Raw genomic sequence first — 22,869 nt, 5'->3', positions numbered from 1 at the left:
GTCCGGGCGACGTCAACGAGGTTGTCTGCATGCAATGGAACGTCGCAACATATCACCGGCGAACTGCGGTACTTTCGCTGTTGGGCCCAATTCGGACCTCCAACGAGGTCCGCTTAGGCACCGCTTTTGAGGCAGTAGCCGACATCAGGCCTCGGCCGATCCGCAGCGTCACGAATTCCGGGTGTCTGTTCGCTATTTCGTGAACGCCGTCTCCATCGCCTTCCTTGTCTTGATCGTCTCGTTGCTGGCATCGAACTCGACATCGCTCCAGCGCACGATCTCGCCGTGCGCGACGTCGTGCTTCAGCTTGAGGCGATGGGCGAGGCCGATCGGCAGGGCGCCGGCCTTGAGGCTCGCGTCCGCCGGCACCAGCTTGCCCCACACGGTGTAGCCGCCTTCGCCGTCCAACATCTCGCCGGCGCGCAAATTGCGCTTGGCGACGGATGCGACGTCGCCGCGGAAGCCGTAAGGCTGCCCGGTCGGTTCGCCCCGCAGCGCGGCCGACAGCACCGAGATGTTCAGTTCGAGCCCGATCAGGTGATACGGCTTGTACATCGCGGCGAAACGTCCGCTGGCATCGGTCTTCAAACCGTATTGTTTGAAGCAATCCGCGGCATAGTCGTTCGGCGCCTCCAGCACGACATAGACGCCCCAGCGCAGATCGCGAAACACCGGCCGGCCATCGCGCTCGAGCGACGAGACGACTTCGACGACGCCCGACCGCTCCAGCACGCCGCCCTTGTCGCTGGGCCGCATGATGTGCGGGAGATCGTCGACGCCGCAGGGCGGAAACAGCAGGCCGCCCTTGGGCACGTCGAGCCCGCAGGCGTTCGCGATCGCGGCCATCTCGATCGCCGACTTGGTGCCGTCGAGGAAGGAGTTGAACATTTGCGGATTCATGCCGGCCGACTGCGCTTCGCCGGCGGTCAGACCATAGTGCTGCCAGACGCCATCCGGCGTCACGTCGTGGTAGGCCGGCAGATATTTTGTGCCCTTGCCGGCGGCGACGACGCGGAAGCCGGTGGCGCGAGCCCAGTCGACCATTTCGGCGGTCAGCGCCGGCTGGTCGCCATAGGCGAGCGAATAGACCACGCCTGCCTTGCGCGCTTCCTCGGCGAGCAGGGGGCCGGCGAGCACGTCGGCTTCGACATTCACCATCACGACATGCTTGCCCGCCGCGATCGCGGCGCGCGCGTGCTTGATGCCGACGGCGGGATTGCCGGTCGCCTCCACCACCACATCCATCGCACCGCCGGCGATGGCGCGTGCGCCGTCATCGGTGAACACGGTGGCAGCAATCCGCTCGGCGCTCCAGCCGACGGTGCGGCAGGCCTCGCGTGCGCGATCGCGGTCGATGTCGACGATAACAGGCACTTCCAGCCCCGGTGTGTGCGGCACCTGCGCCAGAAACATCGAGCCGAATTTACCGGCGCCGATCAGCGCGACACGAACAGGCATTCCGGCGGACGCGCGGGCCTGGAGGATGCGGAAGAGGTTCATGGGAATTCCGATGTTCAGCGTTGCTGATGCAGCTGCGCTCAGTTCACCTCTCCCCGGAGGGGAGAGGTCGGTTTGTGCAGCAAACCGGGTGAGGGGCCGCAGCTCCGACGAGAGGCCTTAACCCCTCACCCGGCGCTTCGCGCCGACCTCTCCCAAAGGGAGAGGTGAATCTCGCCCGTGGCTCCGACCTTACTCCGCCGGCTGCCGCGGTGCCCGCGCCAGCCGCACCAGCACGTCGTCATCCACCGTCTTGATCGGCGTGAAATCGCGATGCGCGATGTAGTCCGCCCGCGTCGGGGTGCGGATGTAGTTCGAGACCGCGTTCAAGGTTAGATACACGATCTTGCGCGGATAGGGCGTGATGTTGCCGCTCGAGCCGTGCACGAGATTGCCGTGGAACATCAGCATGCCGCCGGGCTTGCCGGTCGGCGCCACGATGCCGCCCTGCTTGACCAGCCGCGTCACCGTGTCTTCGTCCAGCGTCCACAACGGATACGACGTGGTGGAGAGATCATGCGAGGCCTGCAGATCGCCGGCATTCTGGCTGCGTGGCACCAGCATCAAGGGGCCGTTGATCGGCATCACCTCGTCGAGGAAGATCGCGATGTTCATCGCGCGCGGCTCCGGCATGCCGTCGTCGCGCTTCCAGGTGCCGTAATCCTGGTGCCATTGCCAGACGTCGCCGGTGAAGGCCGATTTCGCGTTGATCTTGAACTGGTGCATGTAAACCGGCTCGCCGAACACCTGCTCGACCGGATCGATCATGCGCGGATGCGCGCCCAGAACGCGGAAAGCCTCGTTGTAGAGATGCGCGGCAAAGGCGGTCCGCGGTGCGCCGCTCTTCTCGCGCCAGACCTCCGGCCGGTTGGCGTCGTAAATGCCGACCGCCTCGCGCGCGAGAAGATCGGACTCTTCCTGGTTGAACAGCTCGGGCAGGAACAGCCAACCCTCGCGGTGGAAGAACTCCAATTGCTCCTGAGACAGTTTCATGGGTCGTCCTCCTTGGTTTTGTTTGTTGTTCTCTCTCGTCATGCCCGGGCTTGCCCCGGGCATCCACGTTCTCCGAGCGTGAAGCAAAGGCGTGGATGGCCGGGTCAAGCTCGGCCATGACGGCGCAGGCGTTTGCAGCTACGCCGCCACCTCGTCCGTCGCCTTCAATCTCTCCTCGGTCATCCGTCCGGCCGTCTGCGCATGCGCCAGCGCCGCGCGTTCGGCCGCCTTCGCGTCACCTGCGAGAATGTGCTTGGCGATATCGGCATGCTCGGCCCAGGCGCTGCCGCGATAATCGAGCTCGGAGAGCACGGTCGCCATCGAGCGGCGCATATGCGGCCATTGCGGCGTGATCGTCTCCTCGATCACGGGATTGCCGGCGAGCTGGTAGATGGCGCGATGAAATTCGACGTCGAGCGCGATCAGCTCGGCGAGCACAGTCTTGCGATCGATGCGACGTCCCGCGGCAAGCGCTGTCTCGAGCCGCGCGCGCCCGGCTGCATCGGTTGCGGCACGCTGGGCGGCAAGCCGGGCGGCGAGCGCGTCGATGGCGCCGCGCACTTCGTAGAGCTGACGAATGCGGGCGGGATCGAGCTGGGTGACTTCAAAGCCGCGCTTGCCGCTTTCGGCGACGAGACCCTGACGGTGCAACAGATGCAGCGCATGCGACACCGGCTGGCGCGAGACGCCGAGCTTGTCGGCGAGCTCGTTCTGCCGGATGCGCTGGCCGGGCTGCAGAGTGCGATCGGAGATCGCCTCCAGGATCCGGGCATAGACCTGGTCGATCAGGTTCGGGAGCGGGTCGAGAGGGATCACGCCGGCGGCTCCGAAAAGGGAATACGGAATTCCGTATTCGAAGTTACGGCTCCGTGCCGGGGGCGTCAAGCGCTACCTGAATACCGTCGCGGCGCGACGGTTCAAACCGCCTAAGCTATTGATATTGCTTGGGTCGGCTACTGTGCATGGGGTTGTTTTCGCGAGAATGACCCGCTTCAGCCCTCCAGCACCTCGACGTCCAGCGCCGCGACCAGCTCCGCATCGGCCATGGCGTCGATCCCGGCGATGCGATTGCCGCTGAAGGTGATGCGCAGCGCGATGCGCAATTGTCCGCCGAGGATGACGGCGACACCCATCTCGCCATCGACCAGCGCCGGGCGTGCCGCCTGGGCGCGGCCCTTGTAGAGCTGCGCGACCGCATCCGCGCCGCGGATCTCCGGCAGCGTGCCGAGCCGCACCGCGGCATCGTCGGCGCGGAACACGACGTCGGGATCGAGCACCGCGAGCAGCCCCTCGAAATTGCCCTCGCGAGACGCCTTGAGGAACGCATCGACGATCGCGCGCTGGCGCGACAGATCCGCTTCCGGCACCGGCGCGCCCTGCACGCGCCGCCGCGCGCGGCTCGCAAGTTGTCGCGAGGCATCGACCGTGCGGCCGACGATCGGCGCGATCTCCTCGAACGGCACTGCGAACATATCGTGCAGCACGAAGGCGAGCCGCTCCGCCGGCTGCAAGGTCTCGAGCACGATCAGCAGCGCCGCCCCGACGGAATCGGCCATCTCCGCCTCGCGCTCCCGCGTCTCGTCGACCGGCTCGGGCACGTGTGGGCCCATCGGGTCTTCCTTGCGCGATTTCCGCGCGCGCAGCATGTCGAGGCAGATCCGCGCGACCACGGTGGTCAGCCAGCCCCGCAGGTTCGCCACGTCGGACGTGTCGCTCCGGCTCAGCCGCAGCCAGGCCTCCTGCACGGCATCGTCGACCTCGCCGCTCGCGCCCAGCATCCGGTAGGCGACGGCGCGCAAATGGTCCCGGTTGGCCTCGAACTGCCGGCTCAGAAAATTTTCTTCGAAGTTTTCTTGGGTCATCGGTCACATTCCCTCGTCGCGATCCGTCATGCCCATGACGAAGCCAATCCGGCCGATGTGACCGGAACCTTCGAAATTCGATAGATGGAGACGCAAATGATGCACGCCCGCATGAATCACCCGGTGATGGTCCTGCCCGAGGCCATGAACCACCTTCAAGCCCTCGCCAGCCTGACCAAGCAGGGCCTGCCGGAAAAGCTCCTGGAACTGGTGCACCTGCGCGCCAGCCAGATCAACGGCTGCAGCGTCTGTGTCGACATGCATCCGAAAATCGCCCGCAAGCTGGGCGAGACCGACGAGCGCCTGTTCGCCGTGTCCGCCTGGCGCGAGGCGCCCTATTTCACCGACGCCGAGCGCGCCGCGCTGGCGCTGACCGAAGCCGTCACGCGCGTTGCCGATCGCGAAGACCCGGTGCCGGATGCAATCTGGAACGAGGCCGCCAAGCACTTCGACGAGCGCGAGCTCGCAACCCTGATCCTCTCGATCGCAACGATCAACGTCTGGAACCGGCTGAACGCGACGATCAAGATGCCGGTCGGCGTGTGGAAGGTGTGAGACCTTCTTTCTCTCTCCCCGTCAGCGGGGAGAGAGCTACTCCGCCAAAAATCTGTTCACGACCTCGCTGTACTCCAGCGGCGCCTGTTCGAACATCCAGTGGCCGGCGTTCGGGATCACCGCCGTCTTGCTGCCCGCAATGTGCTCAGCCAGCACGCGCCACATCACCGACAGGCTGCCGGTGGTGGCGCTGCCGCCGATCAGCAGCGTCGGCGTCTTGATCGCCTGCGCATCCGCCAGCGTATAGGGCCTGCGCTGCTCGTTGATCTGGCCGAGGAAGGTCAGCGTGTTGTCGCGCAGCTGTTGCTTGGCAGCCGCCGGCACGCGCCGCCACGAGCCGTCACCCTCGATGCCCTCGTAGAAATTCTGCAGCGCGCCCTCGATGTCGCCGGCGCGGATCATCTCGACCGAGCGTATCGTCTTCGCGGCGAGCGGCGGATGCGCCGGCGTGCCTTCGGGCACCGGCAGGCTGGCGTCGAGATCGCCGCCGGGCTCGGCCAGCACCAGCTTGCGCAGCAGATCAGGCCGTGCCTGCGCGACGCGAAACGCGATGTGGCCGCCGCGCGAATGGCCCATGAGATCGACCGGGCCGGGCTTGATCTGCTCGATGAAAGCGATCGTGTCGGCGACGTGCTGCGCCATCTTGTAGTCGTCGCCGACGGCGTCCCAATGCTCGGGAAAGAAGTGCCGCAGGCTGACCGAGATCACGCGATGATTCCTCGACAGCGGCCCGAGCACCGAATACCAGGTACGGAAATCCCCGAGCGTGCCGTGCACGCAGACGAGCGGATGGCCCTGTCCGACTTCGAGATAGGCCATGTCATAACCGTTGACGCGAAAGCTCTGCATGATCAGCTCGCCAGAAAATCCAGGACCACTTCGGAGTATTTTTGCGGCGCTTGCTCGAACATCGGATGCGTCGCGTTCGGGATGATCGCCGTCTTGGAGTAGGGCACGTGAGCGGCGAGCGCATGCAGCACCTTCGGCAGCAGGCCCTTGGTCTGTGCGCCCAGGATGAACAGCGTCGGCATCTTGATCGCTTCCGCATCCGCTTTCGAGAACGGCGGGCGGTTGTCGCGGACCTGGCCGATCAGGGTAGTGGCGTTGTCGCGAAGGTTCTGCTTCACCATTGCCGGCAGCCGCGGCCAGGTGCCGGCGCCTTCCAGCGTGTCGACGAAGACGGCAAGGCCACCATCGACATCGCCGTCCGCGATCTTCTCGGCCGAGGCCGTGAACCGTGCCAGCAACGGCGAGGGGCCGCCGGCGTACTCGGGATCGAGACTCGCATCGAGCTCGCCGCCGGGCTCGGCCAGCACCAGCCGTCGCAGCAGATCCGGCCGCTGCTGCGCCGCGCGGAAGCAGATGTGGCCGCCGCGGGAATGGCCCATCAGATCGACCGGGCCGAGGTCGAGCTTCTCGATGAAGGCGATGACGTCGCTGACATGCTGCGCGATCGAATAGGTATCGCCGACGCCGTCCCATTTTTCCGGGAAGAAATGCCGGAGGCTCGGAACGATCATCCGGTGCCGCTGCGTCAGCGGCCCGAGCACGCAGCCCCAGACGCGGAAGTCGGAGAGCGAGCCGTGCACGCAGACCAGCGGCGGCCTGTCCCTGTCGTTGCCCACGTCGAGATAGGGCATGTCGTATCCGTTGACGTGGAGGCTTTGCATTCAGGACTCGCGGAAAGGGGCGTGGAACTCCTGTGCAAGATTCCCGGAAACCGGGTGGATCGCAACTATTTCCAAGCCTAGATTTAGGCCGAGATGACAATGGGGGCATGCGAGAAGGACGCGAGCTCAGGAACCAAGCCATGACCGACCAGCATTTTGCCCTGTTTGACACCAAGATCGGCCTTTGTGCCATCGCGTGGGGCCCGCGTGGCATCAACGGCACCCAGCTGCCGATGGGCGGCGAGCAGAAGATCCGCACCCGCATCGCTCAGCGCCACGCTGATGCCACCGAAGCCGAACCGACCCCTGAGGTGCAGCAGGTGATCGACCGCATCGTCAAGCTGCTCGCCGGCGGGCACGACGACCTCACCGATATCCCGCTCGATCTCGACGGCGTGCCCGACTTCAACCGCGGCGTCTATGAGATCGCCCGCGCCATCCCGCCCGGCAAGACCATGACCTATGGCGACATCGCCAAGCGCCTCGGTGGCGTTCAGCTCTCGCGCGATGTCGGCCAGGCGCTTGGGCACAACCCGTGCCCGATCGTCGTGCCCTGCCACCGCGTGCTCGCGGCCGGCAACAAGCCCGGCGGCTTCTCGGCGAATGGCGGCGTCGTGACCAAGCTGAAGATGCTGGAAATCGAAGGCGCGCTGGTGAACCACACGCCGAGTTTGTTTGATTGAGGGAGCTTGCCCCGGCGTCGTAGGGTGGGCAAAGCGAGGCGTGCCCACCATCTCTCTACAACAATGCAGGAAGACGTGGGCACGGCGCTTTGCGCCTTTGCCCACCCTACGAGACCGTCCGCTAAATCTTCGCCGCGGTCTTCGGCCAATACCGGTCGCGCAGATGCCGCTTCACCAGCTTTCCCGTCGGTGTGCGCGGTAGCTCAGCTTCGAAGTCAATCGAGCGTGGGCATTTGATCGCCGACAGACGCGTCTTGCAGTAGGCGATCAGGTCCGCCTCGAGCGCCTTGCCGGCACGCGTCATGTCGTGCGGCTGCACCACCGCCTTGACCTCTTCGCCCATCTCCTCGTTCGGAACGCCGAACACCGCGACGTCGGCGATCTCCGGATGGGTGATCAGCACGTCCTCGGTCTCTTGCGGATAGATGTTCACCCCGCCCGAGATGATCATGTAGGACTTGCGGTCGGTGAGGAAGAGAAAGCCGTCCTTGTCGAGATAGCCGACGTCGCCGAGCGTCGACCAACCCTTGGCGTTGTAGGCCTTCTTCGTCTTATCGGGATCGTTGTGATAGGTGAACGCCGGCGCATCGGCGAAATAGACCGTGCCGATCTCGCCAACCGGCTGCTCCTCGTCGTTCTCGTCCAGAATCTTGATCTTGCCGACCACGGCGCGGCCGACGCTGCCGCGATGCTCCAGCCATTGCTGCGAGTTGCAGACGGTGACGCCGTTGCCTTCCGAGCCCGCGTAATACTCGATCAGGATCGGCCCCCACCACTCGATCATCTTTGCCTTGACGTCGACCGGACAGGGCGCGGCGGCGTGGATCGCGCCTTTCAGTGTCGAGACGTTGTACTTGGTGCGGACCTCATCCGGCAGCTTGAGCATGCGCACGAACATGGTCGGCACGAGCTGCGATTGCGTGACCTTGTACTTCTCGACCAGCTTCAGAAAGTCCTCGGCGTCAAAATGCTCCATGATGATCGAGGTGCCGCCGAGCACGATCGCCATCATGTTGAAGCGCAGCGGGGCCGCATGATAGAGCGGCGCCGGCGAGAGATAAGTACTTTCGGCATTCATGCCGCACATGTCGGCGCAGAGCACGCGCAGGAAGGCATTCGGCACATCGATGGCGTTGCCCTCGAACGCCTTCTTGATGCCCTTCGGTCGGCCGGTGGTGCCTGAGGAATACAGCATGTCGTAGCCGGCGACTTGGTCCGCGATCGGCGTTGTCGGCTGCGCGGCTGCTTCCTTGTCGTAGGAGCGGAAGCCGGGCAGGGGCTCATCCACCATGTAGAAGATCGGCTCGCCGGCGGTGCCCTTGACCAGGTCCTTGATCTGGTCGGCGCATTTCGGCGTGGTGATCACGACCTTGGCGCCGCAATCGCCGATGATGTAGTCGATCTCGTCCTGCTTCAGGTAGCGGCTGATCGCGGTGTAATAGAGCCCGCTGCGTTGCGCCGCCCAGCAGATCTCCATGAAGGCGAGGCGGTTTTCCATCAGCAGCGCGATGTGGTCGCCGGCCTTCAGACCGAGGGAGCGGAACAGGTTTGCGCCCTGGTTCGAGAGCTCGTCGAGCTCGCGATAGGTGATCGCCTTGCCGGTCCCGGCCATCTGATAGGCGATCTTGTCGGGTGTGGTCTTCGCGTAAATGGACGGGTGGGTCATGGCGGAGATCTCGCAACAAAGAAGGTGTCATCCCGGCGAAGGCCGGGATCCATAACCACCGATTCAGATCGTTGAAACGAGATGTCGCCCCAGCGCGGCCTAACCACGTTCGCCTGTGGTTATGGGTCCCGGCTTTCGCCGGGACGACACCTATAATGTGGTGGCCGATGTGGCCACAACGACGGCTTACAGCCGCTCGACGATCGTCACGTTGGCCATGCCGCCGCCTTCGCACATGGTCTGCAGGCCGTAGCGCTTGCCGCGCTGGTGCAGGGCGTGGACCAGCGTCGTCATCAGCTTGGTGCCGGAGCCGCCGAGGGGATGGCCGAGCGCGATGGCGCCGCCGTTGACGTTAAGACGTGCCGGATCAGCGCCGGTGGTCTTCAGCCAGCCGGTCGGCACCGAAGCAAAAGCCTCGTTGACCTCGAACAGGTCGATGTCGTCGACCTTCATGCCGGCCTTCTCCAGCGCCTTCTTGGTGGCGTGCAGGGGGGCGTCGAGCATGATGACGGGATCGCCGCCGGTCATGGTCATGTGGTGGATGCGGGCCAGCGGTGTGAGACCGAGCTGCTTGAGGCCGCGCTCGTTCACGACCATCACGCCGGACGCGCCGTCGCAGATCTGGCTGGCGCTCGCCGCAGTCAGCTTGCCGTTCTCTGCGATCAGCTTGACGCCCTTGATGCCATCGAGCGTGGCGTCGAAGCGGATGCCTTCGTCGATGTGATGCGTGTCCTTGGACCCGTCCGCGCGGGTGATTTCGAGCGGCACGATCTCCTTCTTGAAATGACCGGCCTGCGTCGCCGCGATCGCGCGCTGATGGCTGTTGTAGGAATATTCGTCGAGATCATCCTTCGACAGGCCGTACTTCTCGGCCATCATCTCGGCGCCGGTGAATTGGCTGAACACGATGTTTGGGTACTTCGCCTCGATGCCCGGGCTCTTGTAGTGACCAAAGCCATTCTTGGCGGCGAGCTGCGAGGACAAGCCCATCGGCACGCGCGTCATCGATTCCACGCCGGCCGCGATCACCACGTCCATCGTGCCGGACATCACGGCCTGTGCCGCGAAGTGCAGCGCCTGCTGCGAGGAACCACACTGGCGGTCGATCGAGGTGCCCGGCACGCTCTCCGGCAGCTTCGAGGCCATGATCGCGTTGCGTGCGACGTTGTTGGACTGCTCACCGACCTGCATCACGCAGCCCATGATCACGTCCTCGACCAGCGCCGGATCGATCTTGGTGCGATCGACCAGCTCGTCCAGCACTTTTGCGGAGAGATCAGCCGGATGCCAGCCGGCGAGGCGGCCCCCCTTGCGCCCGCCCGCGGTACGCGCAGCGGCGACGATATAAGCCTCGGCCATTTCGGTCTCTCCCTGGATTGTTCTGAACTGGGTTGTCGGGGTTTTAAGGGGCGGGATATCGTTTAGTCAATCGATCAATTAACTCTTGTGGGGAGGCGCTGCTTGGGTTTATCTGCGGCCCGCTCCAGCGCCGAGAACAAGGGATCTCCGTGACTACCAGCGTACCGAACAGGCTTCCGAGCGGGAAGAATTCCACGGCAGAGAAATTGCTCGTGGCCGCGAGCGAGCTGATGATCGAACGCTCATCGATCGAGATCTCGCTCTCGGACATCGCCCAGAAGTCCGGCGCCAACGCCGCGCTGGTCAAATATCATTTCGGCAACAAGGACGGGCTGCTGCTGGCGCTGCTCGCGCGCGACGCAGCGACCGAGATGTCGAACCTCGAATATCTGCTGGCGCAGCCGATCAATTCGACCGCGAAGCTGAAGCTGCATATCGCCGGCATCATCCGCGCCTATCACCGGTTCCCCTACATGAACCGGCTGATCCACTATCTCCTGCACGAGAGCGTTGCCGGCTCGGCGGATGAAGTCTCGAAATTCTTCGTCGCGCCGCTGCTCGACTTTCATCGCCGCCTGCTCGCCGAGGGCGTCAGCCGCGGCGAGTTCCGCCAAACCGATCCGGTGCTGTTCTACACCAGCCTAATCGGCGCCTGCGATCACCTGTTCTTCGGCCGGCACGCGATGTCTCGCGCGACCGGCGTCGGTCCGGTCACCGATGACGTTTGCCGGCAATACATCAAGCACATGGAAACGCTGATCTGCGGCGGCATCCTCACGCAAGCCGAGGAAGCTGCCGCTGCCGGATAATCCGGCCGAGACGTTCAAGTCTAGAGAAGAAACGCCCAAGGAAAGGTAGCCTGTCATGGAATTGAAAGACGTAGCCGTTCTCATCACTGGTGGTGGTTCGGGTCTTGGTGAAGCGACTGCGCGCGCCATGGCCGCCAAGGGCGCCAAGATCGGCGTGATCGATCAGAACAAGGACAATGCCGAGAAGGTCGCCGCCGAAGTGAAGGGCGTCGCGCTCCATGCCGACGTCACCAGCGAAGAGCAGATCAAGGCGGCGATCGCCAAGGCGGAAGCCGCGCATGGCGTTGCCCGCGTGCTGATGAACTGCGCCGGCATCGGTGGCTCGCAGCGTATTGTCGGCCGCGACGGCGTCTATCCGCTGGAAAAGTTCGCGCGCATCATCAACGTCAACCTGATCGGCACGTTCAACTGCCTGCGTCTGTTCGCCGAGCGTCTCGTCACGATCGAGCCGATCGGTGAAGAGCGCGGCGTCATCATCAACACCGCCTCGGTCGCTGCTTACGAAGGCCAGATCGGCCAGATCGCCTACTCGGCGTCGAAGGGTGGCGTCGTCGGTTTGACTTTGCCTGCCGCGCGCGATCTCGCGAGCCAGAAAATCCGCGTCAACACCATTGCGCCCGGTCTGTTCTTCACGCCGCTGCTGATGGGTCTCAACGAGGAAGCGCGCAAGAGCCTGGGCGCCCAGGTGCCGCATCCCTCGCGTCTCGGCGATGCCAAGGAATACGGCGCGCTCGCCGTGCACATGGTCGAGAACCCGATGCTCAACGGCGAGACCATTCGTCTCGACGGTGCCATTCGCATGGCTCCGCGGTAGGGCACTTCTTCCCTTCTCCCCCTGTGGGAGAAGGTGGCGCGAAGCGCCGGATGAGGGGTTTGCGTCCGCGGAGACAGACCCCTCACCCAAGCGAATTTTGGGCTCACAGCGACTTGCCCTCTCACACAAGGGGAGAGGGCGCAGCAATTGGCACCGCAATCAGCGGTATGCACGAGGCCCCATGTCCCAACCGCTGCTGATCGAGCACGATGACGGCGTCGACCGGGTGACGCTCAATCGTCCGGAGAGCCTCAACGCGCTCGATCCCGCGCTGATTGACGCGCTCAACGTCTATTTCCAGGGCCTGCAGCGCAATCGCGACACGCGCGTCGTCGTGCTGCGCGGCGCCGGCAAGAACTTTTGTGCTGGCCTCGACCTCAAGGCCGCGATGGCGCGCAGGGCCGGGCAGCAGGAGCCGCCCGGAGTGACCGAGTCGCTCGACTCGCAACGCCGCATCGCTGACATCGTGATGCTGATGCGCCGCTGTCCGCAACCCATCCTCTCTCTGGTGCAGGGCGCCGCGGCCGGCGGCGGGTTTGCGCTGGCGCTGGCTTCCGACATCCGCATCGCGACGAAGTCGGCGCGCATGAACTGCGCTTTCATCAAGCTTGGCCTTGGCGGTTGCGACATCGGAACCAGCTACTTTCTGCCGCGCCTCGTCGGCGTCTCCGTCGCCTCCGAGCTGATCCTGACCGGGCGCTTCATCGGCGCCGAGCGCGCGCTTGCGGTTGGGCTTGTCTCCGAGGTCGTGGACGAGGACAAGCTCGATGCGGCGGCCGAGCCTTATGTCGATGCAATGATGACGGCCTCGCCCGTTGGGCTGCGCCTGTCAAAGGAATGTCTCAACATGAGCGTCGATGCCGGATCGCTGGAAGCTGCGATCGCGATGGAGGACCGCAACCAGGTCCTCTGCAGCCGCTCCGAGGAATTTTCGGAAGGCATCAGGGCCTTCCTTGAGAAGCGAAAGCCTGTCTATATCAAGCGCTGAAACAACGAAGATCCGCAAAGGACAATAATTCCGGGAGACGCAAAATGAGTGGAAGCGCGGCGGCGGTGATGGCAAAGCCCGCCTTTCGCAAGGTCGAGTGGCTCGCGCGCGACATCGATGTCGAGCGGCGTACTGACGGTACGGTGGTGCTGAAGTCGCGCATTCCGCTGCAGGCCTACGAAAAGCATCTTCCGGCCTCGCTGGCGAAATGGGCCAAGGAAGCACCCGAGCGCATCTGGCTCGCGCAACGCGGCGGTCCGAACCGCGAATGGCGCAAGGTGTCCTATGGTGAAGCTAAGCGTACCGTCGACGCGCTGACGCAGGCGCTGCTTAATCTGAAGCTCGATGGACGTCCGGTGACGATCCTCTCCGGCAATTCGATCGAGCATGCGCTGATGACGCAGGCCGCGATGCAGGCGCGCGTCCCGGCAGCGCCGGTGTCGCCGGCCTACTCGCTGATGAGCCATGATCACGTCAAGCTGAAGTACCTGTTCGATCTGATCAAGCCGGCCGTGGTGATGGTGCAGGACGGCCCGACCTTCGAGAAGGCACTGAAGGCGCTCGACCTCTCGGGCGTCACCGTTGTTCACGTCGCGCGGCCCTGCGAGGGCGTGAAGAGTGTCAGCTTTGCCGAGCTCGCCGCAACGCCGGTGACGGCGGATGTGGACGCATCGATCGCAAAGATCACGCCTGACACGGTCGGCAAGCTGCTGTTCACGTCAGGTTCGACCGGCATGCCCAAGGCCGTCATCAACACGCAGGAGATGATGTGCGCCAATGCGGCGATGATGATGCAGGTGCGGCCGCGCACGCCGGGCGGCCCGCTCGCCACAGTGCTCGACTGGATGCCCTGGAATCACACCATGGGCGGCAATGCCGCGTTCCATCCGGTGCTGGTCGACGGCGGCACGCTCTATATCGACGATGGCCGGCCGATGCCGGGCCAGCTCGAAGAAACCATCAGGAACCTCCGCGAGATCTCGCCGACCTATTACGCTAACGTGCCTGCCGGTTATGCCGCGCTCGCCGCGGCGATGGAGAAGGACGATGCGCTGTGCCGTTCCTTCTTCAAGAATCTCTCGATCATGGCCTATGGCGGCGCGCGGTTGCCTGATGATCTCTACGACCGCATGCAGGCTCTCGCCGTGAAGACCACCGGCGAACGCATCGTGTTCTATACCGGCTGGGGTTCGACCGAGACCGCACCGACCTCGACGGGCACCTATTGGGATACTGAGCGCGTCGGCCTGATCGGCCTGCCGTTCCCCGGCGTCGAATTGAAGATGGTGCCGTGCGGCTCGAAATACGAGCTGCGCCTGCGCGGCGTCAACGTCACGCCCGGTTACTTCGGTCAGCCGGACCTGACCAAGAAGATGTTCGACGAAGAGGGTTTTTATTGCATCGGCGATGCCGGCATTTTCGTTGACGATGCAGATCCGGTGAAAGGCATCATCTTCGCGGGGCGTGTGGTGGAAGACTTCAAGCTCACCACCGGTACCTTCGTGCATGTCGGCTCGCTCCGCACCGATGCGATCGCGGCTGCGACGCCCGTCGTGCATGACGCGCTGGTTGCGGGACAGGATCTTCCGTTCATCGGGCTCCTCGCCTGGCCGAACCTGCATGCGTGCCGCCAGCTCGTTGGCAATCCTGATCTCAGCTTCGAGGACGCGGTGAAGAACCCCGAGGTGATCGCCTGCTTCAAGCGCGGGCTCGAGGCGCACAACAGGGAATGCGAAGGCGCCAGCAGTCGCATCATCGCGCGCGCCATGCTGATGGCCGAGCCGCCCTCGATCGACGGCAACGAGCTCACCGACAAGGGCTACATCAACCAGCGCGCAGGCCTCGAGCGCCGCGCGGTGCTGGTGGAGCGGCTTTATGCCGACAAGCCGGACCAGGACGTGATCGTGCTGAGATGAAGATCGTAGGATGGGTAGAGCGCAGCGAAACCCATCGCCTCTCGTCAGATAATTGATGGGTATCGCTTCGCTCCACCCATCCTACAGAACAGCAATAACAGGGTAGCCCGCCATGAACTTCGATTTCTCCGACGACCAGAAGCAGCTCCGCGACCAGGCGCGCAAATTCCTCGCCGAGAAATGTTCGCCGAAGGCGGTGCGCGTCGTGCTCGACGGCAAGGCGCCGTATGACAAGGAGCTGTGGAAGGGCCTCGCCGAGATGGGTTTTCTCGGCGTTGCGATCCCGGAGGAGTTTGGCGGCGCCGGTGCTGGTCATCTCGAGCTCTGCGTGATCGCCGAGGAGATGGGCCGGGCCAACGCGCCGGTGCCGTTCTCTTCGACCGTGTATCTCGCGGCCGAAGCGCTGCTGATCGCCGGAAGCGACGCGCAGAAGAAGAAGTGGCTCCCCGCGATCGCCTCGGGCGAGGCGATCGGCACGCTGGCTCTGTTCGAGGGCAAGGGCAATCCGGCGCCGAAGAACGTCAAGCTCGCGGCTGCGAACGGCGTGCTCAACGGCGTCAAGAAGCCGGTGGCGGATGGTGCGATCGCCGACTTCGCGGTGGTTGCGGCGCGCACGGGCTCGAGCGGGCGCGATGGCGACATCTCGCTGTTTCTGGTCGATCTCAAGGCGGGTGGTGTCGAGGTGAAGAGCCTCACCAATCTGGATCCGACCCGTGGTCAGGCCGAGATCACGTTCAAGGACTGCAAGGCGGAGCCGCTTGGGGCCGCCGGCGACGGCTGGAGCATCTTGACCCAAGTGCTCGACCGCGCTGCGGTGCTTTGCGCCTTCGAGCAGGTCGGTGGCTCCGACCGCGCGCTGGAGATGGGCCGCGACTACGCGCTCGACCGCATTGCGTTCGGCCGCCAGATCGGCTCGTTCCAGGCGGTCAAGCACATGCTCGCTGACATGTATGTCTCGGCGACGCTGGCGCGCTCCAACAGCTATTACGGCGCCTGGGCGCTCTCGACCAACGCGGCTGAGCTGCCGGAAGCCGCCGCTGCTGCGCGCATCAGCGCGACGCAGGCATTCCAGCACTGCGCCAAGAACAACATCCAGGTCCACGGCGGCATGGGTTTCACCTGGGAGTTCGACTGCCACATGTACTACCGCCGCGCCAACGCCATGGCGCTCGGCCTCGGCAGCCTGTCCTACTGGGAAGACCAGCTGATCGACCGCATGCGCAAGAAGAACGCGGCGTAAGCGAAGGGCACGAATATGAACTTCGACGACACCCCGCAGGAAGCCGAATTCCGCAACCTAGCGCGCGCCTGGATCGGTGCCAACGCGCCCAAGCAGTACGAGGACGAGCTGCGAAAGTCTTCGCTCGGCCGCACCGTGCTCAGGAACGCCAACATCCTCGACGTCGCAAAAGCCTGGCAGAAGAAGAAGGCGGATGCCGGCTGGGCCTGCCTGCACTGGCCGAAGGAGTATGGCGGCCGCGGCTCGTCGCCGATTGAGCGCGTGATCTGGCAGCAGGAGGAGGGGCCGTTCGGCCAGCTCTCCCGCATGTTCATCATCGGCCACGGCATGTGCGGGCCGACCATGATGGCATTCGCGCGCGAGGAGCATAAGCGCACCTACCTGCCGCCGCTCGCATCAGGCGAAAAGATCTGGTGCCAGCTGTTCTCCGAACCCGCCGGCGGCTCCGACGTTGCAGGATTGCGCACCCGCGCGGAGAAGGACGGCGACGACTGGGTCATCAACGGCCAGAAGATCTGGACCTCGGGCGCGCATTATTCCGACTATGGCATCCTGCTCACCCGCACCGATCCGACCGTGCCCAAGCACAAGGGCCTCACCATGTTCTTCCTGGACATGAAGAGCCCTGGTGTCGAGGTGCGGCCGATCAAGCAGGCGAGCGGCGCCTCCGATTTCAACGAGGTCTATTTCACCAATGTCCGCATTCCCGATCATCAGCGCCTCGGCGAGGTCGGCGACGGCTGGAACGTCTCGCTGACCACGCTGATGAACGAGCGCAGCGCGATCGGCGCGGCCGTCTCGACCGGCTTTCCGGAGCTGTTCGAATATTGCTCCAGCCTCATGCTCGATGACGGTCCGGCGATCGAGGATCGCGCGGTGCGTTCGAAGCTGGCCAATTGGGCGGTGAAGGCGAGCGGGCTGAAATACACCAGCATGCGGGCGATCTCCGCGCTGTCGAAGGGTGAGCGGCCAGGACCGGAGAATTCCATCGGCAAGCTGGTGGCGGGCTCGATGATCCAGGACGTCGCGACCTACGCGCTGGATCTGCAGGGCGCGAGCGGCGTGGTCAGCGGCGAGGATGCCGAGCTCGCCGGCCGTTTCCAGGCGATGCTGCTGCGTGCGCCCGGCACGCGCGTCGAAGGCGGCACCGACGAGATCATGCGCAACATTATCGCGGAGCGGGTCTTGGGCCTGCCCGGCGATATCCGTGTCGACAAGGACGTACCGTTCAACAAGATCCCGACCAAGGGAAGATGAGTTCGTGTCCCGGACGCGATGCAGCACGTAGTGCTGCTTCGCAGAGCCGGGACCCAGAAAGCCGGAATGGGCCCCGGCTCTGCAGCGCACCGCTTCGCGCTGCGCAGCGTCCGGGGCGAGAGAGAGGAGAGTTCGGAGATGAATTTCGACGACACCCCGCAGGAAGCCGCGTTCCGCGAGACCGCACGCCAATGGGTCGCCGCCAACGCGCCGAAGGAGTTCGAGCAGGAGCTGTCAAAATCCTCGCTCGGCCGTATCAGGCTGGCCAAGCACGACATGGTCGAGGTCGGCAAGGCCTGGCAGAAGAAGAAGGCGGAGGGCGGCTGGGCCTGTCTGCACTGGCCGAAGGAATATGGCGGCCGCGGCGCCACGCCGATCGAGCGCGTGATCTGGCAGCAGGAGGAGGGCGTCTACGGCAAGCTGACGCAGCCGTTCCAGATCGGCGAGGGCATGTGCGGCCCGACCGTGATGGCGTGGGGCAGCGAGGATGCCAAGCGTCGTTATCTGCCGAAGCTCGCCGCGGGCGAGGAGATCTGGTGCCAGCTGTTCTCCGAGCCGTCGGCCGGCTCCGACGTCGCGGGCTTGCGTACGCGCGCGGAGAAGAAGGGCGACAATTGGGTCGTCAACGGCCAAAAGATCTGGACCTCGGGCGCGCATTACTCCGACTACGGCTTGTTGATCGCGCGCACCGATCCGAATGTGCCCAAGCACAAGGGCCTCACCATGTTCTTCCTGGACATGAAGAGCCCGGGCGTCGAGGTGCGGCCGATCAAGCAGGCCAACGGCATGCAGGAGTTCAACGAGGTCTATTTCACCGACGTCGTAATCCCTGACAGCCAGCGGCTCGGCGCGGTCGGCGAGGGCTGGAGCGTGTCGCTGACCACGCTGATGAACGAGCGCATGTCGATCGGGGCGCGTCTTGCGACCGGCGTGCCCGAACTATTTGAGTTCTGTTCGAACCTAATGCTGCAGGAAGGGCTCGCCATCGACGATCCCGCCGTGCGTTCGAAGCTCGCGAGCTGGGCGGTGAAGTCGAGCGGGTTGAAATACACCAGCTACCGCGCGATCTCGGCGCTGTCGAAGGGCGAGCGGCCGGGACCGGAGAATTCGATCGGCAAGCTGGTGTCGGGCATGATGCTGCAGGACATCGCGACCTACGCGATGGACCTCCAGGGCGCGGCCGGTGTTCTCACCGGCAGCGATGAGGAGACGGTGCACGGCCAATTCCAGCAGATGCTGCTGTCCTCGCCTTCGATGCGCATCGCCGGCGGCACCGACGAGATCCTGCGCAACATCATCGCCGAGCGGGTGCTGGGGCTGCCCGGCGACATCCGCGTCGACAAGGACGTGCCGTATAACAAGATCCCGACCAAGGGGCGGTGATCTCGCTTCCCGCGGTATCTCGTAGGGTGGGCAAAGCGAAGCGTGCCCACCATGTCTCAAGATCGGGGAAAGTTAGTGGGCACGGCGCTACGCGCCTTCGCCCACCCTACAAGAGAAGAATTCATGGACGCAAAAGTGAGCCAGACCCAAGACCGCATCGGCGTGCTCGAAGAGCTCCTCAACGAGCGCTACTCGGTCCGCGCCTTCCTGCCGAAGGAGGTCGACCGCGCCACCATCGAGCATGTGCTGACGACGGCGCAACGCACCGCGTCCTGGTGCAACAGCCAGCCCTGGCAGGTCATCATCGCCAGCGGCGAGGCCAAGGAGCGCTTCCGCCAACTGATCTACAAGGAGGCCTCGGGCGGGCTCGGCGACGATTACGACTTCACCCCGCCGCGCGAATATGTCGGCGTCTATCTCGAACGCCGCCGCGAGAGCGGCTTTCAGCTCTACAACACGCTCGGCATCCCGCGCGGCGACAGAAGCGGCTACGCCAAGCAGGCGCTGGAGAATTACAATTTCTTCGGCGCGCCGCATGTCGCGATCATTCACACCAATGAGCCGCTCGGCATCTACGGTGCGATCGATTGCGGGGCCTATGTGTCGAATTTCATGCTCGCAGCACAAGCGCTCGGGCTCGGCACGATTCCGCAGGCGGCACTTGCGCGCCATTCGGGCCTGATCCGCCGCCACTTCAATCTGCCTGAAGACCGTCGCGTCGTCTGCGGCATCTCGTTCGGCTATGCCGACAACGCGCACAAGGTCAACAGCTACCGCACCTCGCGCGCAACCGTCGCGGACACCGTGACGTTCGTCGAGAAGTAGCCGAGCGGAAATACGCTGCTGACACGCATGCGAAGACGGCCGCGCAAGACGGCCGCCTTCACCGTTGTCGCCTGAGGTCGATTGACGCGCTAACCGCCGCTGCCGCCGATCACGGCGCGCACGGTCTCGTCGGGTCCGAAGTCCTCGGCGCCGTCGACATAGAGCAGCGCAGCGAGCTTCGAGCGTGCGCGGTTGACGCGGCTCTTGATGGTGCCGACCGCACAGCCGCAGATCGAGGCCGCATCCTCATAGGAGAAGCCGGAGGCGCCGACCAGAATCAGCGCTTCGCGCTGGTCCTGCGGAAGCTTCTCGAGCGCGCCGCGGAACTCCTCGAACTCGAGATGGGCGTTCTGCGAGGGCTGCGTCTTCAGCGTCTTGGCATAGTTGCCCTCAGCGTCCTCAACCTCGCGCCGCCGCTTGCGATAGTCGGAGCGGAACAGGTTGCGCAGGATCGTGAACAGCCATGCCGGCAGGTTGGAGCCGGGCTGGAACGAGTCGATGTTGGCAAGTGCACGCAACAGCGTCTCTTGCACCAGATCGTCGGCGCGGTCGGCATTGCCGCTGAGCGAGATCGCGAACGCGCGAAGGCTCGGCACGGCCGCGAGGATGTCGTCACGCAGGGAGTTCGTGAGAGGCATTAATCCCTCCCATTGTTGTCGTTGGAGCCCCCAGCCCCATTCTCGTTCTGGGATCCTCCCGGCGCATCAAGCTTTTTGATGAGCTCCGCGAACCGGTCCGGAACCCCTTGCCGCACGACGTCGTCGTACATGGCGCGCAGTTGATGGCCGATCCGGGATTGGATCTCCGGAGTTAGGCCTCCCTTGCCGGGGGTCGTGCTTTTGCTGGCTTGAGACTTGAGATCTTTCATGACCTGTTCCACGTTTCCCCGAGTTAAGTGACTGCAAAATCGAGAAGTTTTCTCAACCGGGAGCCGTTCCCTGGATGAGTTCAATTCCAGGTTCGGCAAAAAGTTCCCAAGCCGTGGGAACTTTTCTTATCCTGAAGCGTAATCAGCCCCAGTAGGGGAACCCGGGCCTCCCCTCGCAGTTCCCTATTTTTAAGGTTGGCCCGAAATGAATGGAGTGGGGATGTCCCGTTCGCAGCTTGTTGCTGAGCACTTGCCCTTGTTGCGCCGGTATGCGCGCGCCCTGACGGGCAGCCAGGCCTCCGGTGACGCCTATGTCGCAGCCATGTTGGAAGCCATGCTGGGTGATCCGTCGGTGCTCGACGAGAGCCACGGGCCGCGCGCCGGCCTGTTCCGGCTGTTCACCCAGATCTGGAATTCGGTCTCGGTCAATGACGACGCCGAGGTAGCGACGCTGCCGATGCCGCCGGAGCGGCGGCTGTCCAACATCACACCGCTGCCGCGGCAGGCGTTTCTGCTGCTCTCGCTCGAGGGATTTTCGGAAGAGGAAGTCGCCTTTGTTCTCGCGACCGACGTCGCCGAGACGCGCCGGCTGGCTGATGCCGCCGGCCGCGAGATGGCGGCCGAGATCGCGACCGACGTCCTGATCATCGAGGACGAGACCTTCATCGCCATGGACCTCGAAAGCCTGGTGAAGAATCTCGGCCACAACGTCGTCGGCGTCGCGCGCACCCACGCCGATGCGGTGGCGCTGGCCAAGAACAAGCGGCCGGGCCTCATCCTCGCCGACATCCAGCTCGCCGACGGCTCGTCGGGCCTGGATGCCGTCAACGAATTGCTCCGCACCTTCGAGGTGCCGGTGGTGTTCATCACCGCCTATCCGGAGCGCTTCCTCACCGGCGAGCGTCCGGAGCCGGCGTTCCTGATCTCAAAACCGTTCCAGCCCGCGATGGTGTCGGCGGTGGCGAGCCAGGCGCTGTTCTTCCAGCGCAACTCGCGCAACCGCGCGCCGAAGGCGCCGGCGGCCTGATAAGATTCGCATCGAATGAGCAAACGGCGCGTCGCAGGGCGCGCCGTTTTTGCATTTGGGGCTTTGCTCCGACTCAGCAGCCGCGGCAAATGCTGCGAAGCATCGAGTTCAGCTTGGTATCGCTCGGCCCGGGCGATTTCGTATTCAGCTTAGCCTGGTCCGCGATCCAGGATTGGAGCAATTTTTCTCGCTCCGGCGACGGCCCCGGGTTTTGCTGGGTCCCATCGAAAGCCATGAGGACGGTGACACTCAGCAGATCATCCTTTGCCACCTCGGGTGGCTTCGGGAACGGCGCGGATCGCTCGACCATGGCGAGGGCTGCGGCATCCAGCGGTGCGGAGCCGGTGCTTTCCACCAGAGCGTTCGAGATTAGTTTGCCGGAACGGTCGACCACGAATGTTACGCCAGCATTGGCCTTTTGTCCGACCGCCTCCGGAGGAAACGCCCTGTTGTGCCAGACATGGTCGGTAACTGCCTTGCGCCAAGCGACCATCGGATCGGATTCCGTGAGATTGGGGTCCGGCTTGTTCACCAGGAGCGCGAACGGCGGCACGTGAAATTGCCGACCGGCGAAGTTAATCGGCACGGAGAACGAGAACGACTCGTCCCCTAATTCCGAAGGCGGGACCGGAAAAGGTTCGGCGCGAGCGATAATCATGAGTGCTGCATCGTCGAGCGCCTGCGAGCCAGTGCTCTCAGTCAGCGCCCGCGAGATCAATTTGCCGGACCGGTCGAAGGTGAATGCGACCTTGGCATGGCCGGTTTGCCCTAGTCCGTTAGCTGGAAAATATTTGTTGCTGGCGATATGCGCCGCGATCCTTGCCCTCCAGGCTCTGACGTTCTCGGTCGGCGTATCAGTCTGCGCAAGCGCAGGAAAAGCCGACAGCAATCCGAGGAGTGCAGCTGACAAACGTACTTTGATCTGCATGGGGAGGGGGCTTTGTATGCAATGGCAGGGAGGATTCAACAGCCGCGGCAGATGCTATGTATATTTGCGCCTGCATCAGGCCGCCCTTGGTCTGGGGTCGATGGAGCCGCCTTCCGGTCCGACAAGAGTGGGACTTTCGACCCTCGCTGGGTAAAGGTGACAGGCACGGTGAAATTCAGGATATCGCCTTCCATCTCGGACGGAGGCTTTGGGAACGGCGCGGCCTTCCTGAGCATCGCCAGAGCCGCGTCATCGAAATCTTTAGAGCCGGAGCTCTCCGCCAGGGTCGCGGAAATGACCTTGCCCGTGCGATCGATAGCGACGGCAACCTTTACCGTATGGCTCTGACGAGGTCCCTCCTGCTGAGCTTGTCGAGAATTTGAGCTGGTCTGCCGCGCAGATACCAGCGGCGACGGGATCAATAGCAATCCGAAAAACGCGGCCAGCAAAGGGAATCTCATCTGCATCGGTGCAGATACTAATCGCGTTACGGTTGATTGCAAGCCATGGCGCTCGTATTGCGTTCTCG

Annotated in this window: 23 protein-coding genes; 11 read left to right on the top strand and 12 right to left on the bottom strand. The window is 64.1% G+C overall.

The window, feature by feature from the left end; all coding sequences use genetic code 11:
• Window positions 1-192 precede the first annotated feature (192 nt).
• From NLM31_RS39930 to NLM31_RS39915, 4 genes are all read right to left on the bottom strand, one after another.
• Complete coding sequence (locus NLM31_RS39930; RefSeq protein WP_254195793.1) at window positions 193-1,500, bottom strand: NAD(P)H-dependent oxidoreductase; 1,308 nt, start codon at window positions 1,498-1,500, stop codon at window positions 193-195.
• A 189-nt stretch (window positions 1,501-1,689) separates the two neighbouring features.
• Window positions 1,690-2,490, bottom strand: a complete 801-nt coding sequence (locus NLM31_RS39925; protein WP_254195792.1) for a phytanoyl-CoA dioxygenase family protein — start codon at window positions 2,488-2,490, stop codon at window positions 1,690-1,692.
• 138 nt (window positions 2,491-2,628) lie between these two features.
• The gene (locus NLM31_RS39920; RefSeq protein ID WP_254195791.1) at window positions 2,629-3,306 is read right to left on the bottom strand and encodes a GntR family transcriptional regulator; all 678 of its coding nucleotides are present in this window, start codon (window positions 3,304-3,306) and stop codon (window positions 2,629-2,631) included.
• A 176-nt stretch (window positions 3,307-3,482) separates the two neighbouring features.
• Entirely contained in the window at window positions 3,483-4,352 is an 870-nt protein-coding gene (locus NLM31_RS39915) for a sigma-70 family RNA polymerase sigma factor (protein WP_254195790.1), read from the bottom strand.
• Between the two features lie 99 nt (window positions 4,353-4,451).
• Between NLM31_RS39915 and NLM31_RS39910 the strand changes: the two genes are divergently transcribed.
• Entirely contained in the window at window positions 4,452-4,907 is a 456-nt protein-coding gene (locus tag NLM31_RS39910; RefSeq protein ID WP_254135549.1) for a carboxymuconolactone decarboxylase family protein, read from the top strand.
• A gap of 36 nt (window positions 4,908-4,943) precedes the next feature.
• Here NLM31_RS39910 and NLM31_RS39905 read toward each other — a convergent pair whose 3' ends face one another.
• Complete coding sequence (locus NLM31_RS39905) at window positions 4,944-5,756, bottom strand: alpha/beta fold hydrolase (RefSeq protein ID WP_254195789.1); 813 nt, start codon at window positions 5,754-5,756, stop codon at window positions 4,944-4,946.
• Window positions 5,757-5,758: 2 nt separating this feature from the next.
• The gene (locus tag NLM31_RS39900) at window positions 5,759-6,577 is read right to left on the bottom strand and encodes an alpha/beta fold hydrolase (protein WP_254134632.1); all 819 of its coding nucleotides are present in this window, start codon (window positions 6,575-6,577) and stop codon (window positions 5,759-5,761) included.
• Between the two features lie 140 nt (window positions 6,578-6,717).
• Between NLM31_RS39900 and NLM31_RS39895 the strand changes: the two genes are divergently transcribed.
• Window positions 6,718-7,260 (top strand): methylated-DNA--[protein]-cysteine S-methyltransferase, encoded by a 543-nt coding sequence (locus tag NLM31_RS39895; protein WP_254134631.1) that lies wholly within the window; start codon window positions 6,718-6,720, stop codon window positions 7,258-7,260.
• 121 nt (window positions 7,261-7,381) lie between these two features.
• On the opposite strand, the gene NLM31_RS39890 is transcribed toward NLM31_RS39895, so the two are convergent.
• Together NLM31_RS39890 and NLM31_RS39885 are read right to left on the bottom strand one after the other, a co-directional pair.
• Window positions 7,382-8,926, bottom strand: coding sequence for an acyl-CoA synthetase (locus NLM31_RS39890; RefSeq protein WP_254134630.1), 1,545 nt, complete (start codon window positions 8,924-8,926; stop codon window positions 7,382-7,384).
• 186 nt (window positions 8,927-9,112) lie between these two features.
• The gene (locus tag NLM31_RS39885) at window positions 9,113-10,285 is read right to left on the bottom strand and encodes an acetyl-CoA C-acetyltransferase (protein ID WP_254195788.1); all 1,173 of its coding nucleotides are present in this window, start codon (window positions 10,283-10,285) and stop codon (window positions 9,113-9,115) included.
• 230 nt (window positions 10,286-10,515) lie between these two features.
• Between NLM31_RS39885 and NLM31_RS39880 the strand changes: the two genes are divergently transcribed.
• The 8 genes from NLM31_RS39880 to NLM31_RS39845 all read left to right on the top strand — a co-directional run bounded on the left by NLM31_RS39880 (window position 10,516) and on the right by NLM31_RS39845 (window position 19,517).
• Window positions 10,516-11,094, top strand: coding sequence for a TetR family transcriptional regulator (locus NLM31_RS39880; RefSeq protein WP_254195787.1), 579 nt, complete (start codon window positions 10,516-10,518; stop codon window positions 11,092-11,094).
• A gap of 55 nt (window positions 11,095-11,149) precedes the next feature.
• Window positions 11,150-11,908, top strand: coding sequence for an SDR family NAD(P)-dependent oxidoreductase (locus NLM31_RS39875; protein WP_212327383.1), 759 nt, complete (start codon window positions 11,150-11,152; stop codon window positions 11,906-11,908).
• 181 nt (window positions 11,909-12,089) lie between these two features.
• Entirely contained in the window at window positions 12,090-12,896 is an 807-nt protein-coding gene (locus tag NLM31_RS39870; protein ID WP_254134627.1) for an enoyl-CoA hydratase/isomerase family protein, read from the top strand.
• A gap of 44 nt (window positions 12,897-12,940) precedes the next feature.
• A complete protein-coding gene (locus tag NLM31_RS39865) occupies window positions 12,941-14,812 on the top strand; it encodes an AMP-binding protein (RefSeq protein ID WP_254195786.1) in 1,872 nt (623 codons plus the stop codon).
• 112 nt (window positions 14,813-14,924) lie between these two features.
• Window positions 14,925-16,052 (top strand): acyl-CoA dehydrogenase family protein, encoded by a 1,128-nt coding sequence (locus NLM31_RS39860; RefSeq protein WP_254134625.1) that lies wholly within the window; start codon window positions 14,925-14,927, stop codon window positions 16,050-16,052.
• Window positions 16,053-16,067: 15 nt separating this feature from the next.
• The gene (locus NLM31_RS39855) at window positions 16,068-17,309 is read left to right on the top strand and encodes an acyl-CoA dehydrogenase (RefSeq protein ID WP_254195785.1); all 1,242 of its coding nucleotides are present in this window, start codon (window positions 16,068-16,070) and stop codon (window positions 17,307-17,309) included.
• A gap of 138 nt (window positions 17,310-17,447) precedes the next feature.
• Entirely contained in the window at window positions 17,448-18,692 is a 1,245-nt protein-coding gene (locus NLM31_RS39850; RefSeq protein ID WP_254134623.1) for an acyl-CoA dehydrogenase, read from the top strand.
• Window positions 18,693-18,815: 123 nt separating this feature from the next.
• On the top strand, window positions 18,816-19,517 hold the full coding sequence (locus tag NLM31_RS39845; RefSeq protein ID WP_254195784.1) for a nitroreductase: 702 nt from the start codon (window positions 18,816-18,818) through the stop codon (window positions 19,515-19,517).
• Between the two features lie 89 nt (window positions 19,518-19,606).
• Here the strand turns inward: NLM31_RS39845 and NLM31_RS39840 are convergent, their stop codons facing one another.
• On the bottom strand, window positions 19,607-20,155 hold the full coding sequence (locus NLM31_RS39840; RefSeq protein WP_084292346.1) for a sigma-70 family RNA polymerase sigma factor: 549 nt from the start codon (window positions 20,153-20,155) through the stop codon (window positions 19,607-19,609).
• Window positions 20,155-20,385, bottom strand: coding sequence for a NepR family anti-sigma factor (locus NLM31_RS39835; protein ID WP_200471650.1), 231 nt, complete (start codon window positions 20,383-20,385; stop codon window positions 20,155-20,157). The genes NLM31_RS39840 and NLM31_RS39835 overlap by 1 nt, the downstream gene beginning before the upstream one ends.
• A 220-nt stretch (window positions 20,386-20,605) precedes the next feature.
• Here NLM31_RS39835 and NLM31_RS39830 point away from each other — a divergent pair, with 220 nt between their 5' ends.
• The gene (locus tag NLM31_RS39830; protein ID WP_254134621.1) at window positions 20,606-21,412 is read left to right on the top strand and encodes a response regulator; all 807 of its coding nucleotides are present in this window, start codon (window positions 20,606-20,608) and stop codon (window positions 21,410-21,412) included.
• 73 nt (window positions 21,413-21,485) lie between these two features.
• Here NLM31_RS39830 and NLM31_RS39825 read toward each other — a convergent pair whose 3' ends face one another.
• Both NLM31_RS39825 and NLM31_RS43505 read right to left on the bottom strand, forming a co-directional pair.
• Complete coding sequence (locus NLM31_RS39825) at window positions 21,486-22,340, bottom strand: TonB family protein (protein ID WP_254195783.1); 855 nt, start codon at window positions 22,338-22,340, stop codon at window positions 21,486-21,488.
• Between the two features lie 35 nt (window positions 22,341-22,375).
• The gene (locus tag NLM31_RS43505) at window positions 22,376-22,801 is read right to left on the bottom strand and encodes an energy transducer TonB (RefSeq protein WP_375167562.1); all 426 of its coding nucleotides are present in this window, start codon (window positions 22,799-22,801) and stop codon (window positions 22,376-22,378) included.
• Window positions 22,802-22,869: the final 68 nt, after the last annotated feature.

The sequence above is a fragment of the Bradyrhizobium sp. CCGUVB4N genome (assembly GCF_024199945.1).
Classification (GTDB): Bacteria; Pseudomonadota; Alphaproteobacteria; order Rhizobiales; family Xanthobacteraceae; genus Bradyrhizobium.
The sequence above is the reverse complement of the archived record's forward strand: the minus strand, read 5'-3'. Positions and strand labels throughout refer to the sequence as shown.